This window comes from Paenibacillus sp. 37, from assembly GCF_008386395.1.
Taxonomy (GTDB): domain Bacteria; phylum Bacillota; class Bacilli; order Paenibacillales; family Paenibacillaceae; genus Paenibacillus; species Paenibacillus amylolyticus_B.
Genome location: NZ_CP043761.1, coordinates 1,449,264 through 1,464,328, shown reverse-complemented (window position 1 = coordinate 1,464,328; position 15,065 = coordinate 1,449,264). Strand labels below are relative to the sequence as shown.

Annotated in this window: 19 protein-coding genes; all 19 read right to left on the bottom strand. The window is 47.5% G+C overall.

Features of this window, described 5'->3' with window-relative positions:
• Window positions 1-206: 206 nt before the first annotated feature.
• The 19 genes from F0220_RS06455 to F0220_RS06360 all read right to left on the bottom strand — a co-directional run bounded on the left by F0220_RS06455 (window position 207) and on the right by F0220_RS06360 (window position 15,064).
• On the bottom strand, window positions 207-764 hold the full coding sequence (locus F0220_RS06455) for a hypothetical protein (RefSeq protein ID WP_149846360.1): 558 nt from the start codon (window positions 762-764) through the stop codon (window positions 207-209).
• Window positions 764-1,375, bottom strand: coding sequence for a hypothetical protein (locus F0220_RS06450; RefSeq protein ID WP_105600699.1), 612 nt, complete (start codon window positions 1,373-1,375; stop codon window positions 764-766). Before F0220_RS06450 ends, F0220_RS06455 begins: the two co-directional genes overlap by 1 nt.
• A complete protein-coding gene (locus F0220_RS06445) occupies window positions 1,376-2,014 on the bottom strand; it encodes a pyocin knob domain-containing protein (RefSeq protein WP_105600700.1) in 639 nt (212 codons plus the stop codon).
• Window positions 2,015-2,560 (bottom strand): putative phage tail protein, encoded by a 546-nt coding sequence (locus F0220_RS06440; RefSeq protein ID WP_105600702.1) that lies wholly within the window; start codon window positions 2,558-2,560, stop codon window positions 2,015-2,017. It lies immediately after the preceding gene.
• Window positions 2,557-3,615, bottom strand: a complete 1,059-nt coding sequence (locus tag F0220_RS06435; protein ID WP_105600704.1) for a baseplate J/gp47 family protein — start codon at window positions 3,613-3,615, stop codon at window positions 2,557-2,559. The genes F0220_RS06440 and F0220_RS06435 overlap by 4 nt, the downstream gene beginning before the upstream one ends.
• Window positions 3,608-4,021: a DUF2634 domain-containing protein gene (locus tag F0220_RS06430; protein ID WP_105600706.1), complete on the bottom strand. Its 414-nt coding sequence runs from the start codon at window positions 4,019-4,021 to the stop codon at window positions 3,608-3,610. Before F0220_RS06430 ends, F0220_RS06435 begins: the two co-directional genes overlap by 8 nt.
• Window positions 4,018-4,272 (bottom strand): DUF2577 family protein, encoded by a 255-nt coding sequence (locus F0220_RS06425; RefSeq protein ID WP_223199971.1) that lies wholly within the window; start codon window positions 4,270-4,272, stop codon window positions 4,018-4,020. Before F0220_RS06425 ends, F0220_RS06430 begins: the two co-directional genes overlap by 4 nt.
• A gap of 9 nt (window positions 4,273-4,281) precedes the next feature.
• Complete coding sequence (locus F0220_RS06420) at window positions 4,282-5,292, bottom strand: XkdQ/YqbQ family protein (protein ID WP_105600709.1); 1,011 nt, start codon at window positions 5,290-5,292, stop codon at window positions 4,282-4,284.
• 13 nt (window positions 5,293-5,305) lie between these two features.
• Complete coding sequence (locus F0220_RS06415) at window positions 5,306-6,001, bottom strand: LysM peptidoglycan-binding domain-containing protein (RefSeq protein ID WP_074093888.1); 696 nt, start codon at window positions 5,999-6,001, stop codon at window positions 5,306-5,308.
• A complete protein-coding gene (locus F0220_RS06410; protein WP_105600710.1) occupies window positions 6,002-8,095 on the bottom strand; it encodes a phage tail tape measure protein in 2,094 nt (697 codons plus the stop codon).
• A 201-nt stretch (window positions 8,096-8,296) separates the two neighbouring features.
• Window positions 8,297-8,719, bottom strand: coding sequence for a phage tail assembly chaperone (locus F0220_RS06405; protein WP_105600712.1), 423 nt, complete (start codon window positions 8,717-8,719; stop codon window positions 8,297-8,299).
• Window positions 8,720-8,889: 170 nt separating this feature from the next.
• The gene (locus F0220_RS06400; protein WP_017690162.1) at window positions 8,890-9,348 is read right to left on the bottom strand and encodes a phage tail tube protein; all 459 of its coding nucleotides are present in this window, start codon (window positions 9,346-9,348) and stop codon (window positions 8,890-8,892) included.
• Between the two features lies 1 nt (window position 9,349).
• The gene (locus tag F0220_RS06395; RefSeq protein WP_105600713.1) at window positions 9,350-10,666 is read right to left on the bottom strand and encodes a phage tail sheath family protein; all 1,317 of its coding nucleotides are present in this window, start codon (window positions 10,664-10,666) and stop codon (window positions 9,350-9,352) included.
• The gene (locus tag F0220_RS06390) at window positions 10,666-10,875 is read right to left on the bottom strand and encodes a YqzN/YkzM domain-containing protein (protein WP_105600714.1); all 210 of its coding nucleotides are present in this window, start codon (window positions 10,873-10,875) and stop codon (window positions 10,666-10,668) included. Before F0220_RS06390 ends, F0220_RS06395 begins: the two co-directional genes overlap by 1 nt.
• A 127-nt stretch (window positions 10,876-11,002) precedes the next feature.
• Complete coding sequence (locus F0220_RS32800) at window positions 11,003-11,434, bottom strand: phage tail terminator family protein (protein ID WP_105600716.1); 432 nt, start codon at window positions 11,432-11,434, stop codon at window positions 11,003-11,005.
• A gap of 163 nt (window positions 11,435-11,597) precedes the next feature.
• Entirely contained in the window at window positions 11,598-12,185 is a 588-nt protein-coding gene (locus F0220_RS06375) for a hypothetical protein (protein ID WP_105600717.1), read from the bottom strand.
• 22 nt (window positions 12,186-12,207) lie between these two features.
• Window positions 12,208-13,068: a pyocin knob domain-containing protein gene (locus F0220_RS06370; protein ID WP_223199863.1), complete on the bottom strand. Its 861-nt coding sequence runs from the start codon at window positions 13,066-13,068 to the stop codon at window positions 12,208-12,210.
• A gap of 53 nt (window positions 13,069-13,121) precedes the next feature.
• On the bottom strand, window positions 13,122-13,712 hold the full coding sequence (locus tag F0220_RS06365; protein WP_105600721.1) for a YmfQ family protein: 591 nt from the start codon (window positions 13,710-13,712) through the stop codon (window positions 13,122-13,124).
• A gap of 212 nt (window positions 13,713-13,924) precedes the next feature.
• Window positions 13,925-15,064 carry a baseplate J/gp47 family protein gene (locus F0220_RS06360; protein ID WP_105600722.1) on the bottom strand — a complete coding sequence of 380 codons (1,140 nt, stop codon included), beginning with the start codon at window positions 15,062-15,064 and terminating at the stop codon, window positions 13,925-13,927.
• Between the last annotated feature and the right edge of the window lies 1 nt (window position 15,065).

Below are 15,065 nucleotides of genomic sequence, written 5' to 3'. Positions count from 1 at the left end.
TACTCTTTCTGACCACTTCAGAGGGCATAAAAATAGCGTACCATGTAGGCACGCTACCATATAAGTACGCTGGTTATCTCTATGTGATCCCCACGCTATATATCTCTTCATGTTGTGAGTATGCGGTATAAGCTTTCCCGGTTCACAACGTCACACCCTTTCCCCCTGCTATCTCTCTATTTCTCCGTTGATAGTCTGAAAACGGATCATTTCAGGCGACTTACTACAATTTGGCTTGCAGAGAATTCAGAATAACCACCTTGACCCAAAGCGTTTGTGACTGAGTACAACGAAAGATTAAGAGATTTGTAAGTTAAACCGCTAGATATAGCCTCGGCTGAATACTCATAATTATTAGCTGTGCTATCAGACCAATAGTAAGTAACAACTTTGCTTACTATGTCAATGTACATGGAAACAACGTATCTTCGTGATGATGTTGCGAAACTTGTCCCGTTGTTCAATCTCGTTACTAGCTTGGAAGGAGAAAAAACATGTCTTTCCGTCCCGTCTGGGTCTGTAGTTGTTAAAGCTATGTTCGTGGTGATGTCGGTTGTTGGGTTGGCACCGGAGATTATCGCGCCCCTATCATGGAGGTGAATGAACGCCTTGTTTGATCCTAATTCAAACATCTTCGTAAGAGTTGATCCGGTTTTATTTACATTTATATTTTTTGAATAAATCAGATAATAATCAGATTCAACATCCCCACCCGGCCCACCCAACCTGTAATTGCTCAATTTGAAATTATCAAGTGTCGGCATTAGGTCACCACCATTGCATTGATATGAACTACCACATTAGCAGACCCGGTAACGCCAGGCGCTCCGCTTTTTATTACTTCCCCGGCTGGGAAAAATTGATCTGCTACAGGGACTAATAACGTTTCCAACTTTCCAAGTGCTCTATTTGAGATTATATAATCACTCCCAAATAGTAGGTTTAATTTTACCGGGTCCGTGGTTCGGCAACATATAACAATCGATTTAATCAACAGTGTCGCTGTATTGCTTAGAATTGTTGTATCTGTAGCGGTCAAATTCGCTCTTACTGATATCAAGTCCATTCTATCTGTTTCATATCCACTCAACCGCGCAACAATTGAGTTAGCGTTTTGTGACCATATGCGTATGTTTGTACCCGCGGCTAACACTTGATCAAAAACGGGAATAACGAGAGTGTCGTTTGCTTTGATAGTCTGCATATGCACAAAATAATATCCGCCCAATTCAATCCAAAAAAGTTGGTCACTTGAAGTTTGATTACAAAGAATCAAGGATTTCAAAACAGCCCTCTTTCCCGGTGGAGCTTTGTATAAATCAGTAATTGCCGTTGGAACTACACCGCCATACATTTTTTTGAGTACATCAGCCAATCATAACGCCCCCCATACGTTTGGTTGTGGTGTCATCAATTGCCACGCCGTCCAAGTAGAAGGATTAGCGCTTGCGTTTTGCGTTTTCCTAATATATTTCATCACTTGGGTATCTGTTCCGGTCGTGTAAGAAGTGACTTCCTGGATAATAGAATCTAATGATACAGATCGAACAACCCTTATTTCCCATGCCCTACTCACCAAAGGTGCATTCACTGCATTTTGACAACCATAAACGCCAGTTGCTTTCAAAGTGTTTAGGTCGTAATTAGCGGCAATTAAGGTTGGTTCTCCATTATCCTGTGTAAGCTTGTACTTCTGCCATGTCTTATCATCTGTGTACTTTTGAGCAGCTAATCTTGCATCATTTAACGCCTTTTCAGTTGGTGCAAACTCTTCAGATATTCCGTTTGTTTTGCTTGATAACTGCACTTTACCTTTTTGAGTCAGCGATGCGTCTGGAATGTCCATCTCGTTTACCGATTGGCGAAGTTCCTCAACTTCATCTCGTGTTGCAACACCCTCGTCAACCTTCTCCCAGTTCTGATCCAAATACTTATCCAGATCAAAATAAGTCGTCGATGGCGAGGAACGATCAATTTTATTCAATCCCAAATTCGGTGTTTTCGGTTCATTCATCTATACTCCACCTCCTGCAAATTTATCCTGTCGAGTCTGTTCAATTTCATCCAGCGTCATGCTCTCAACTTCCGAGATCGTCAAATACCGCAGACGGTAGTCCACGGTCATATGTGCCGGTTTGATATCCTCAATCGCTGCCTTCAGATCGTCCAGATTGGGCGGCAAGCCCCATGTGTCGATGAAACGAATTCGGATCAAGTACTCCTCGGGCGATACGGATACATCAATCCCGCCACTTTCGTAGGCTTGCGCCACGTTCTTGAGCATGGAGCCAGAGACTTTGCCACTGCCGCGCATTTTGGAGATGATTACGGATCTCCGCTGGTCGTCTGGCTTGGCTTGATTCGTCTGAATCTGCAAATCCCGCTCGTAATGTTCCAATGCCCAGGTCGCAGACTCCGGGTAGAATTGGTCCAGCACACTTTCCAAACCCACCGTAAGCTGGTCCAGCTCAACACCTTCGGTCTCCGTAAGAAGCTGCATCTCCAGCACATTTTCATATAACGGGGGCAAAAGAGTCATTAATGCCTCTGCTTTACTCATGTCACCTTCACCGTCCCAAGAACGGCTACTGCACCGGGGGCGATCTCCAGATTGGACATCCCACCATTCACCAGCAGATCGCTATAATCGATTACGGGCGGAATATCCAGAATGACATTGGCAATCCGTGTCCAACGAACCAACGGATCGGCAAAAGCAAGTTCTTTCAGATATGCCGTAACTCCCGTTTCAATCAGTGTCTTTACACCCTCATACGTTGAACCAGAAGCAAGCGTGACCTGTACCTCCACATCAATAGGAACCTCTTCCGCTCCCACTACTGTGACCACAGGGCCAATTGGAGCAGCACCTTCGCCCATTCCGTCCTGGGTTGGGTCGATATATTCCTGGACCGCCTCAATAACCGCCTCAGCAGGTGTTTTCATTTCATTATTCAGCAATGCCACTTTGACTGTACCTGGACCATCCCACAGTGGAAAAGCCTTCGCTTTGCCCACACCAGAGTTTTCCCGTGCCCATAACTCATACTGATATTTGTTCGCACTCGTGACCGGACGGGAAACTTTGTCCTGATAGCGATCATACAAGGCCTGATCCGTTTCCTCGTCTTCGCCAGAAACCAGCAACTGTGTCAATTCAGCCGTCGTCAAGCCAGTAATATAATCGATGGGCAGCAGCGCCCCCGTATATTCATTTCCTTCCGCTCCCGCGACTTCACACTCCAACACATATCGTCCTGCCGCGATGCGCTCCACTATAACGTACACCCGATCCCCCGTGGAAAAACGACTCTCTAAAGGAACCTCAACAGGCTTACCTTCATTATCCCGGAAACTGCCAACCCAACGTGCCTTCGTGGCCGCTTTCCGTTGAATGCCCGACCAAGCCACCGCGCGATCCAGATATTCTCCAGAAGCTGTATCCGCAAACTTCAGGTTGGCGTTCACATCTAACTCGATATACATCTGAGCCATTTCCACAGCTGCTGGGGCAAGCGCATCATAGATAATACTGCCTTCACGTTTATCCACACCATCCGGTACCCTATCCAGCATTCGATTTAAAATAATTTCAAACGTCTGCTCTTCATACATCCATGTTCACCTCCGTTTCTTGCCTGAAGCTGCCAAAATCTGTTTCCACGGTAAACGAAACCCTTACTCCATCGGCCTCGTGGACAAAATCGAACTCCGTTACATCGGAAATGCGATCATCCGGAAGCAACGCTTCGCGAATCCAGCGTTCCAGTTCCGATTCAACCATGGATCTCCCGGCCATTCCTTCCCAGGACCATTCCATGCCGTAATCCGCGGAATAGATTAGATGCTCGTAGCGACGTGTAGACATCACTTTATACACCGCCTGTTTTACCGCATCTTTTCCATCCATTTGCAGTCTTCCAATTCGCTGTCCCGAAGCTTGAATTACATACGTCAGACTTGGAAGTACAGCAGTTTCTTCCTGATCTTCTGCACTAATCTGTGCACCTTGTGGAATCATGGATTCACCAGCCGATCCAGCACAACAAAGCTGTCTCCGCCTTGAACACGTAACAACAAGACATGGTCACCCACGGTCCAAGCTTTGTTCACTACGGATTCTGGCAGTACCAGAAAAGGCTCAGCCAATGCCAGCCGTTGTTCAACGGTGATCTCCAAGGGCTGAGTGTTTGACACGCTTCCGTACATTACCTGAACGGGAGACTTGGCATCTACAGCGGCCACCGCCGCCTTTTTAATCACGTCCAGCATCATTTATCGTTACACCACCTTCAAATCCAGCGACATCGTGTGCACGCCTCCCTGTACCTTATGCGTACATTCGTCTACCAGAAAATATTGATTAATCTTCAGTTCATTGATCTGGATGTTGACAAAACTACCCGCCCTCACCTTGAAATCACCAAGCGCATCCACTTTCAACGTCTGCGTCTCGCGATTGCGGAGGGTCATCAGGGTCTTCAGCATGGCATCAATCTGACCTTCGTTCAGGCCATCATCCGCTTTTTGGTACAAAAAAAGCAGCCCCCATTGACGGATGCTGCCTGAGTCCTGATGAACAAACGTTTCTCTTTTTCCCGTATCCTTGTTATCCCGATACAGCTTGATCTTGTTATACGTCTGGTCGTCAATCGACCTTGTATAGCTGTAATCCGTGAGCAGACTGTTATCCCCAATGACAAAGCCGTAAGGCATCTCTTCCACATCCCGAAGCACAAGCTTGCCAAAATCATCGTAGAAGATATAGTTTTTACCACCATAGATCAGCGTTCGGTCGAGCGCCTCACAGATCATGTCGATCAGCTTTTTGTTATCAAATACCATGCGCGGAATAACGTATTTTGGCTGGATCAGATCACCTGTTTTCAACAGAAAGTCTTTGGCAATTCGTTTGATCACATCCGTAGCCGTTGCGTTAACGAACTTGTACGTCTGATTCGCGGTTAGATAACGAATCTGGTCGTAGGCTTTGATTTTGACACTTTCGTCCTTGCCACTATCCACTGAGAAGATATATCCGTAAAAGATGCCTACCTCGTTGCTGATATATTTCACAACATATCCATTCTCATATGTGAATTTCTTATTCTGGTACAGGCTGCCCTTGATCAACGTGAATTCCAGAGAGGAAGGCTTGCCGATGCGGGAGGTTTTGTACGTAATGTCACCGGCAATTTCGCTAATGTCCCAGATGTTGCCCTGCTTGTCATCCAGTAATACCCGTTCCTTCATGTTTGCCAGCTTATCGTCCAGCCTGATCTGCTCTTGCATATTCCCTCTCCTTTCACGGAAGCTTGATCACAAGTCCAATCGGCAGCTTCTTCAGTTGTGCATCTTTGATGCCATTCAGCTTTTGCAGCTCTTTCCAGCGAGATCCATCTCCCAGATGGGCTTTGGCTACAGACCACAAGGAGTCTCCAGCTTTGAGTGTGACGGTCTTGGGCTGGATTTTTTCATTGGGCCGGGAGGCTTTGGTTTTTGTTTTCGAAGCAGCCGTATCCTTGCTGTCCTTGAGTGGCACTACTTTTTTGGCGGCATAAAAAATGAACTGCTTCAGCTTGATATCATACTGGATATCCCCCACCGTACCCGCTGTCTCCTTCCAGTCGAAGCTCTCAATGGAAACCGCCATATTAATGGTGTACCTTGCACTGGAAAAGAACAGTCTGACGGGTCTGCCCGTCTGCATCCAGCGGATGATCTTTTTCACATATTCATAGGGATCACGGTAAAACTGCTTCTGAATTGCCGGATGTCTTGCATCATAGTTCAGATGATACGGGCTGTAGTCTGCCGGAAAAATCCCGCTGAAACTGACTTCACGCAGCTTCGGCGACTTGATCACGTTAATTTCACCCAAAGCGCTAACGTTAAACGTACTGCCGTCTCCCGAATCCGAAAACTCAATGCTCTCTGGTGTCACCGGGAAAAACATATATTCAGAGCGGTTATTGAAGCTTAGTTGAATATAATATTCCACTTATCCATACACCCCCTGGGCACTGGAGACGATCTGACTGTTCAGTCCATCGGTAATTTTGCTGATGATGCTGTCCACATCATGTCCGCTGTTGATATCCCCTGTGGTGACCTGAACGGTTGGAGTAAGGCTGACGAATCGCTGAATCGCCTGCATCTCTGCAAGCTCACGCATCAGTTTCAAGTCTTCGCTAGTTACATCCACTGTGCCATCCACGTCACCGATCTTGTCCACCTGTCCGATATTGTTGATTTTATTGATGTTACTCATGTTGCTGTTGGGAACAACGGTGGGAGCAGGTGCAGTTGGTATCGATGGCATAGAAGGTGTTTTGGGAGTTGAGCCGCCGAAGTTTCCGGGTAATTTATCAGAGCCGTTGGGGAATAGGTCCTTGGTGGTATCCATCAAATCGTGCCCCTTGTCAAATCCCATATCAAATGCATCCTTATAGTCCGCAGAAGCGTCCATTCTCCACAGGCTAACAACGTCCTCCTGGCTCTCAGGAGCACTCGCTTCAAGGTCACTCATTAAACCCTGTATCTTACCGCTCATTGAATGAATGTTAGCATCATCCACTAGTTTAATACCGCCCCAATTGGTCCCGAAAATCTTATTAAGATAGGGTATTAATTTGTTTATACCTCCGATCATCCAGTTGATTTGATCTTTGAAACCACCTGCGAAATCCTCAATTCCCTTTGTAATGTTGAACAGAATTTGGAGTACAATGAGTCCCATATCAACAAACAACTTTTGGAATGCATAGACTGGATCTCTGAATACATTGATGACAAATTCAGCCCAAGATATGAAATAATTCAGAATGGATGCAAAAATTGATTTCATATACTCGTAAACCATATAAAAATAACCTATAATCGCTCCCACAATATCCCCAGCTGTAACGCCACATAATTGCAAAATGAAGATGAGTCCTGCAATAGCACCAATGACAAGCAAGATAGACCAGTTAGCTACCAACCATGCCACAGCCAGTGAATAAACCTGAGCAATTACAACTCCGAGCGTAATAATGATATTGGCTAGGAGCACTAGAGCAATGGCTGTTAATATAGGTCCGATGATAGCCCAATTTTCCTGCACAACTGCAGCAAAATTGATGAACCCATCCACGATAAATGCCACCACTTGAGCAATAATTGCGAAGGCCCCACCAATCCATTCGATGAAAGCACTGAACTGACCTGAGCTTATGGCTTCGTTTAATCGGTCAAGCACAGGAGATAAAACTTCCAAAGCTCTTGTCCCGATTTCAGATAGTATCCCATTGAACTGATTCACGAGAGCCGTCCATTTTTGCAATGGAGAATCCAGCATCGTATCAAAGGCTTCTTGTGTGTAACCTTGCATTTCAAGAACCGTCTGCAAACCCTGTATAAAACCGTCAAGGTCTTTCGTCTGAATAAATTCACCTAATCCAGCTCCGGTCAATGCACTCTCCGGGATGTTAAATTGACTAGCCAAGTCTGTATTTTTTCCATTCATGGCACTAACAATAGCCTTGGATGCATCGGTCAGACTTTTATTATCCGGTGACAACATACTCAGTCGTTGAGTCATTTCATTTAACTGATCTACCTGCCCTGTATTTTGTGCCAAAGGCAAGAAGCCCAGAGAAGATTTAAGCGAATCATTGACATCCTGACCGCTCTTGGAGGCTTGATCTCGATACTTATTATAGATGCTTTCCCCGAGCACCGGATCTTCTGCGGCAACCATGTAACGATATTTGAAGTCTTCTTGTTCAGCAGCAGCTTTTAACACAACACTTCCAGCGGACTTTACCATTTGCATCCACTTAGAGAGTTTACTCAGATTATCACCCAAAGCATTGCTTGTATCATCAGCCGTATCCTCCAACTTTTCCATCAGATTAATCGTTACATTCATTTGCTGGTTTATTTGATTAAAGTGGTTGGATATGTTCGTTTGGTTAAATTGATTCAAATTAACATGGTTAATCTGATTGAAGTTGTTCAAAATTTCGGTTGTTTTTACCTGAATTAGATTTAAGTTATTGATTAAATTATTTACGGATGGAGGATTGATTACATTGATACTTGTATCGGACATTCATTTCTCCCTCCTTTCCTTTTTATTTCTTCCGGGCGCGGCTCTTGGACCGTTCTTTCTTCTCTTCCTCCACCCGGATGGAGATCATTGCATAGATGGCCGCTCGTTCTCGCATGGAGAAGGCCATTAGCTCATGCGGCAAAATGTTCAGTTCATGGAGAGCGTAATAAGCCAGATTCGCTTCGGAATCGCCCTCTTTAATTAGTTTTTTACGTCATCCACCAGTTCGTTCATGTCCTGATTGAAACCGTTCAGCTTCTGAACCTGTTCACCGAGCGAAGCAAATTCCCCAGGCAACAGCATTTTCCGCAAAAGCGATTCCGCCCCCATCACGCCATATGAACGCTGGAGTTCTGCGTTTTTCAAATCGGGAAATACTACACTTGCGCTCATCAGGCGAGCCATGTAATCATTCGCATCAATGTCGGGTGTGTAGACACCATTCTTGCCCTTAATTTTGCGGGTAGCTGCCTTGCGGCATTCCTGGTTTTCGTCCTCGGTCATGCTGCGCAGTTTCCAGGCAACCGGCTCGCCTTTCTCATCTTTGAATCGGGGGGATACGGTAAACTCCTCCGTTGTATCTGTTGCTGCATTTTGGGCAAAAAACATACTCAATCCACTCATGTATTGTTCCTCCTCTAAAGTTAGGCTCCCCGCCGCAAGAAGCGGCGAAGAGCAGAATTTTGACACGCCAAATAGCCCGTAACACAGGCATGTTGAACAGGTTTCTTTTACAAACCCGCTGCTAATTAATACGCTTTATAAATCTCAAATCATTATGCTTTCACGCTACATTACTTCGGCAGATTGAATGATACAGGCATATCGACATCTTCAAAGGTAAAGCTCACTTCTTCCTCCAACGCCTCCGCCTCGGTATCGAGGGATGCCATGATCACACTGTCGAGGTTGACGCCTTTGAGGGTCACGGTCTGTTTACCAATTGTGGACGAAGGATCTTCGTTGGTCACTTCAATGTCGAAGTACGTGTCCACCCCATTCTGCATGTACTGGAGCATAAGCTCGCGGAAACGGGATGTGGTATAAAAGATCGTCATGGAACCTGAACCGGACCAACCGGTTGCTTTGTGCTGTACACCGCGGCGGCCCAAGGTTTTGACCTCTGCTTTTTGTTTCTCCACCGTTGCTTCCAGCGTCTTCACATAGAACATTTCTTCCGTCTGTCCGTTAATCGTTGCATATGCGCGGCCTTCCTGGCCGGAGATTGTGTCGCTTGCTTTCAAAAATGCCATCTTAAACCACCTTCACTTTCATATATACTTTTTCAACGGAATCCACAGGTTGGACCTGAATCTCGATCAGAATACTGTCGGTTTCATTGCCCGGAGCAACAGTGATGTCTGTTTTGGAATCAAAATTTTGAATCGCCCCAATATCCTGAAGCTGCTTCAAGTAAGTAACACATTGGGAACGGAATAGGCTGCGTCCATCTTCATTGTTGTTCACTTTACCGATGTAATAGGACTCGAAAATCCGTTTCATATCGTTAGCGATGCCATCGAGAACACGGACAACACGATTTTTGGCAAAATGACGTGCCTTATCCGGTGTTACGGAACGGAATGTATTCACATCCTGCTCTACCACTGCGCGGTTGCTGCTCGCGGTAAAGACAAACTCGCCATTACGCAATGCTGCTTCTGTCTCGGTATGTGTCAATCTGCCATTCACATCCACGGCATCGTCATACGCACGGAACGTCAGGGATTCATTCAGATTAGCCCCCGCTGTTGCACCAGCAGTCCAAGCTACCGTTTGTTTTGGCGTAAGAACGGTACCGTCTGCAAGCACAACACCATTTTTCACACTGATAATACCTTCATGATCTGCTGCCGGATAATCGGACAGAACCAGTTGCACCTTCTTGCCCTCGGTATCACGCAAACGCTTGATGTAAGCTGTGTAGACTGACTTGAGTGTGGCATCGTCTGAAATCAGACCAACCGTGTTAAAATCCAGCACCTCTAGCTTGGTGAGGAAATCAGCATGCTCTTGGTTCGTTACTGTACCATCCAATCCACCTGTTAATGGAAGTGACGCTGTAGCTGTGAGAGCACCTTCACCAGTAAAGGTAACGTATGCGTTGGATTCCAGAGCTTCGATGGTGGACGAAGTTTGTTTGTCCACTTCTTTACCCGAAAGCAAAGTCGAGACATCCAATTGTTCCGGGTCATTGATATTTGCTGAGATTACAACAGCTAGATCATTACCACGCACACCGCCATGTTGGGCTGTCACTGTCAGTTTGTCCAAGGTTGCCTTGGCTTTGGTCCCTGCATTGAGTCGATACAGAAGCAATGTCTGTGCTCGTTTCAATGCCTCGCGGATCAGGAGCAGTTGAGGTGCTGTCCAGTCATAGCCCAACTTGGCTTGTACATCTTCACCTGCTTGTACCGTCAGGATTGTGCTAGCTTGTCCCCATGACAATGGAAGTGCCAAAGCCACCGTTCCCCGTTCCCCTACCGTACCCGGCAATGAGCCCTCCGATGCAAAATTCATATATACGCCGGGGCGTACCTTGTTTTGTGTCGTCCATGTTCCTCCAGCCATTATTGTGCCTCCCCATTCATAAATTGTTGGATGTGTTCTTGCGCTTCTTGCAAGGTGTATGTTTCTTGTTCCAGCAGCACTGCTGCCAAAATATCTTTTTCGATCCGGCTGAGTTGCCGGGATTCGGCGAACTGTGCTTTGCTGTATTTCTGGTTGTTTTTCTGTTGAGTTTCCGTTTTTTTAGGGTCCGGTTCTTTTTTCGTAAACATTGCCAATGCGCCTCCTATTCCTTTCATGTATATCCCCTCATTTGATTGATTAAGTTCAATTAAGAAAGAATAATGGCACTAGCCACTCCAACGTCAGAACAACGTTCGTTACGTTGAAATCATATAGTTATTCTCTCGTAGCTTTAAGTGCGGTAGGTGGCTGCTCCAGTTGTTGCATGGTAGAGGCGGACTCCGACACTTTGGTGGTTCGCATGGTGTAGTACACCAGCATTCGTGGTGTGTCGTTCTCCGTCTCCCAACGCATCTCCGTTGCGCGATAGGGTGTACCCTCCACGTCGATGGTTTCCAAGGCTTCGAAGAGCTCATCCGGCAGTGTTGCCGGGATATTGTTTGCGTCAAGCCAGCGGATTTCGAAGGTATGGGACTGCACGAAGCGATCGCTGCGTTCCCGGGTGAGTTGGGCGGAAAGCAAGCTGTAGGTGATGCCTATAGTTTCCGGGACGGGGCTGGTGATGCTATTAGTAGGATTGATCGGGATGTTAGGGAAATGTTGCGTGAGTGTAATTGCGATGGCTCTGGTTAGTTGGTTTGTGGCCATGGTTCACCTCCTTTTTATTGGTGAGATTGAGGTAAGTTCAGACCTGCCACTTGAAATACGTAATTGGCGCAAACCCCGTCCCATTAAATACAATTAATTTCGGTGTATGGAACTTCTCGCTGACTTTACTTCTCCGTCTTAGGTACATGATCATGCCTCTTTATTACAAGTAAGAACCTCCCACACTGGCGTTCCAAATCTCTTTGTTGTCCAGCAAGATCCGGTAAAGGCGAACGCATTTCCATGTGGATACGCCGCTGTTGTTTGAAGCGTGCGCCCGCAAATAGTAGGACCCGGAAAGGCTGGAAACGCTCAAGCTGATTGTGGTCCTTGTCGTCAGTGAACCCCGATATGTTCGGGCGTTATATGTACCGCCGCCTCCCATTTGGTCCGTTGACGCTATGAAAATCCCATCTGATTGGATGTGGGATGAACCTTCCAATGCAAAATCAAATACAACATTAGTTACGTTGGTCAGATCCACTGGTGTGCTTGTCACTACGGCCGCCTCACCGCCTCCTGTGCTTGGGTTGTACGCGTAACATTCCACATGGTCCGATTGTTTGGCCACATATGAATTGCTGCCCCATACGGAACCTTTCCGCATAGTCTGTACAGTGGACCAAATGGGGCGCCATACTCCCCCGACTCTCGCATAAATTTGTTGGACACCCCGCCAAGTCCCCGAAACCTTGACGGACACTCTATTGGGCATTTTCCACGTGCCACCCACCTTAGCGCCTAAAGCCATGCGTTATTCTCCTCCCCTTTAATCATGAGTATTGATACCAGATGTCGCCATCGTTTCCGCCAGAAGGTGCAGCAGATGAAATAATGTGCCTGTTCTTAGCATCAAGGACAGATTGAAAAAGGTCTTGTGACCATGCTGTCCAAGTTCCATTGCTTTTAATTCGCATTCTGAATGATCCTGCACTAAATAAATCATAGGCTTTTTGAATAACCCAACTATCAGAAGACATTGCCTGAACTTCGATATACCACCATGCACCACTAGCGGTTGTTGGTGCATGGGCAATATTCTCACCAACATAGAACCCTGCAGCGACTAAATTATTGGCATTCCCATTACTGACGTTGATTGAAAGACCATTATCTTCAGTTAACTTACGCTTTTGCCACGGTGCACCTTGATCAACAATCTGCATCCACGGCCCCCAGGTATCGTTAGCAGTCGTACCAGTACGATGGTACATTCCTCCTGTCGTTCCGCCGGAAGCATATTCGTGAGTGACGCCTCCGCTGTCATCATTCCAGCCCTTCAATCCATGTAATACGACATAGAGTTCGGCGGGTAAGCCAATCGTTGAACCTGATTTAAATGAGTATGCGATGTTTTTACGATAATCGCTGGGCTTTGTAGCTACTCCACGGGTATCTGGAATCAGTCTTGGAATGGCACCGTCCACAGCCGCTTTCACTGCCTTCTCCGTCGCCGCCACCGTCTCGGACGTACCGTCCGTCTTACTGGACAACTGCACTTTCCCTTTCTGCGTCAAAGATGCATCAGGAATCTCCATCTGACTCACCGCTTCACGAAGCGCATCCAAATCCGCTTGCGTTGCAACACCAGCATCAATCTTTTCGAAAATCATATTAATACTATCCCGGGTCACTCTTTCGTTCCCCAAGGGAAGATGCAATTTTAGTCGATCTGTTTCCTGTGGCATTAAGCCCACACCTCCAGTTCATTCCACGTCAAGGACGCGGCATCGAGTTCGTCCCATGTCTTCTGTTTGTCGTCCAGATCATCCCAGACCAAATAGCGATACTCATATTCCACGGACATATGGGCCGGTTTCAATTCTTCAATCGCACGTTTGAGATCATCGATATTGGGCGGGATGCCCATCGTATCCACAAAACTCACCGTAAAACTCCACGCTTCCGGCTGAAAAGTTACATCCACCTTGCCCCCGGCATACGCCTCAGCCACATTCGCCACGAGCCTGCCAGAGAACTTCCCGGCACCACGCAGCTTCGATTCCACCACGGCACGTCTTTGTTCCACGGGTTTAAGACGATCCGTCTCAATTCCGAGCTCCTGCTCCCAGAAGTCCAGCCCCCACGTCGCTGTACGGACAAAAAACTGCTCCAATGTCTCATCCAGCGCCTGGTACAGCAGATCTATTTCGGTGCCTTTGGCCTGCATATCGGCCTGCATGACGCGTGAAGTCTCGTAATATCTGGGCAAATACGAGAACAACTCCCGCCCTTTCTCACTCGTCAGTCCAACATCTACAATAGAAGGAGCACTCATGACCCGCATCCTCCTTTCCTTTCACATTAACGTGAACAGCTTCGCTCAAATGCAACTGCGTTCCCAAGCGGCGTTCTGAACAATACAAATGCCCTTTTTGCCCGCCTTTTTCTTCACTTCCACACTCGGGAGCAACACAACTAGCACATCCACCTTGTCCTACACCGCCTCTGTCTCCACATCCGCACCTTACATCCACCATCTGCCCAACACTACTCATGCACATCCACCGCCCCCAACACGGCCACCTGACTCGCGGTCATCTCGATATTCTGGTCGCTCACACCGTTCACGGTCAGCTCCGAATAGTCGATAATGGGCGGAATGTCCAATAGAATCGCGGCAATACGGGTGTAACGAACGAGTGGATCGGCAAAAGCCAGCTGTTTCAAATACGCGGTCACCCCGCGTTCGATCAATGTCCGAACATCGGCGAGTGTCGCATCACTTGCCAGCGTCAGCTTCACCTGAATGTTCATCGGCACTTCCTCGGCCGGCATCACGGACACTACTGGCCCCGCCGGTGCAACACCTTCACCTTGCCCATCCTGCGTTGGGTCAACGTACTTCTGCACTTCCGCTACCAGATCTGTGCCAGCCGCACGTTTGTCCGTGTCCAGCAAATACAATCCCACCGTGCCTGGCCCCTGCCATAACGGAATAACCCGCGTTGCACCTACACCTGGTACTTCACTGGCCCATTGCACATATTGCGACTTGTTGCCGCTGGTTCCTTGGTTGCGGACTTTGGCATAAAAACGTTCCAGCAGTGCCGTATCGGCCTCAATATCCGCACCGCCTTTAATCACCTCAACGTTCGTGACAGAAGTCACGCCACTTACAGGTGTAGAGAGCACAGTTACCGTGCCCGCAGGCACGTTGCTGTCTTTTCCGGCAACAAGTGCTCGCACGCCTACCACCCCGGAACCATCTGAATCCAGTTCGAAACGTCCCACTGTCTCATATTCGAGCGAAGCTTCAGCAGACACTTCATCCGCGAGCGTAGCCACGACCGTACCCGCAGGCACCACTTTACCCGGAGTACCCACAAACCTCACCGCACCTTGTGCCGCCACCGCAGCTCGCCGTGTGATGCCGTGCTCTCCCGCCCGCAGATCCAGCTCTTCCGAACGAAAATTCGGATCACTACTCGCAGCCGTACTTGCAAACCCCCGCCGAAGTAATTCCTGTGCCCACAAAGCCGCTTCAGACAGCATAAACGCTACCGGAGCCTCCGCATCCCACAGAAACGATCCTTCCGACTTATCCAGATCCGCGGGCAGACGATCCAGCATACGCTGCATAATCTGTTCCTCCGTCTGGTCCTCCAAATAACGCGGAATCTCAGCCATC

Excerpts from the sequence above, each read along its gene's own strand:
- F0220_RS06395 (WP_105600713.1), bottom strand. The coding sequence starts at position 10,666 with ATGGCTGGAGGAACATGGACGACACAAAACAAGGTACGCCCCGGCGTA.
- F0220_RS32800 (WP_105600716.1), bottom strand. The coding sequence starts at position 11,434 with ATGGCCACAAACCAACTAACCAGAGCCATCGCAATTACACTCACGCAA.
- F0220_RS06440 (WP_105600702.1), bottom strand. The coding sequence starts at position 2,560 with ATGAGTAAAGCAGAGGCATTAATGACTCTTTTGCCCCCGTTATATGAA.
- F0220_RS06410 (WP_105600710.1), bottom strand. The coding sequence starts at position 8,095 with ATGTCCGATACAAGTATCAATGTAATCAATCCTCCATCCGTAAATAAT.
- F0220_RS06425 (WP_223199971.1), bottom strand. The coding sequence starts at position 4,272 with ATGCTGGACGTGATTAAAAAGGCGGCGGTGGCCGCTGTAGATGCCAAG.
- F0220_RS06400 (WP_017690162.1), bottom strand. The coding sequence starts at position 9,348 with ATGGCATTTTTGAAAGCAAGCGACACAATCTCCGGCCAGGAAGGCCGC.
- F0220_RS06420 (WP_105600709.1), bottom strand. The coding sequence starts at position 5,292 with ATGCAAGAGCAGATCAGGCTGGACGATAAGCTGGCAAACATGAAGGAA.
- F0220_RS06365 (WP_105600721.1), bottom strand. The coding sequence starts at position 13,712 with ATGAGTGCTCCTTCTATTGTAGATGTTGGACTGACGAGTGAGAAAGGG.
- F0220_RS06360 (WP_105600722.1), bottom strand. The coding sequence starts at position 15,064 with ATGGCTGAGATTCCGCGTTATTTGGAGGACCAGACGGAGGAACAGATT.
- F0220_RS06455 (WP_149846360.1), bottom strand. The coding sequence starts at position 764 with ATGCCGACACTTGATAATTTCAAATTGAGCAATTACAGGTTGGGTGGG.
- F0220_RS06390 (WP_105600714.1), bottom strand. The coding sequence starts at position 10,875 with ATGTTTACGAAAAAAGAACCGGACCCTAAAAAAACGGAAACTCAACAG.
- F0220_RS06430 (WP_105600706.1), bottom strand. The coding sequence starts at position 4,021 with ATGATTCCACAAGGTGCACAGATTAGTGCAGAAGATCAGGAAGAAACT.
- F0220_RS06445 (WP_105600700.1), bottom strand. The coding sequence starts at position 2,014 with ATGAATGAACCGAAAACACCGAATTTGGGATTGAATAAAATTGATCGT.
- F0220_RS06435 (WP_105600704.1), bottom strand. The coding sequence starts at position 3,615 with ATGTATGAAGAGCAGACGTTTGAAATTATTTTAAATCGAATGCTGGAT.
- F0220_RS06405 (WP_105600712.1), bottom strand. The coding sequence starts at position 8,719 with ATGAGTGGATTGAGTATGTTTTTTGCCCAAAATGCAGCAACAGATACA.
- F0220_RS06375 (WP_105600717.1), bottom strand. The coding sequence starts at position 12,185 with ATGGCTTTAGGCGCTAAGGTGGGTGGCACGTGGAAAATGCCCAATAGA.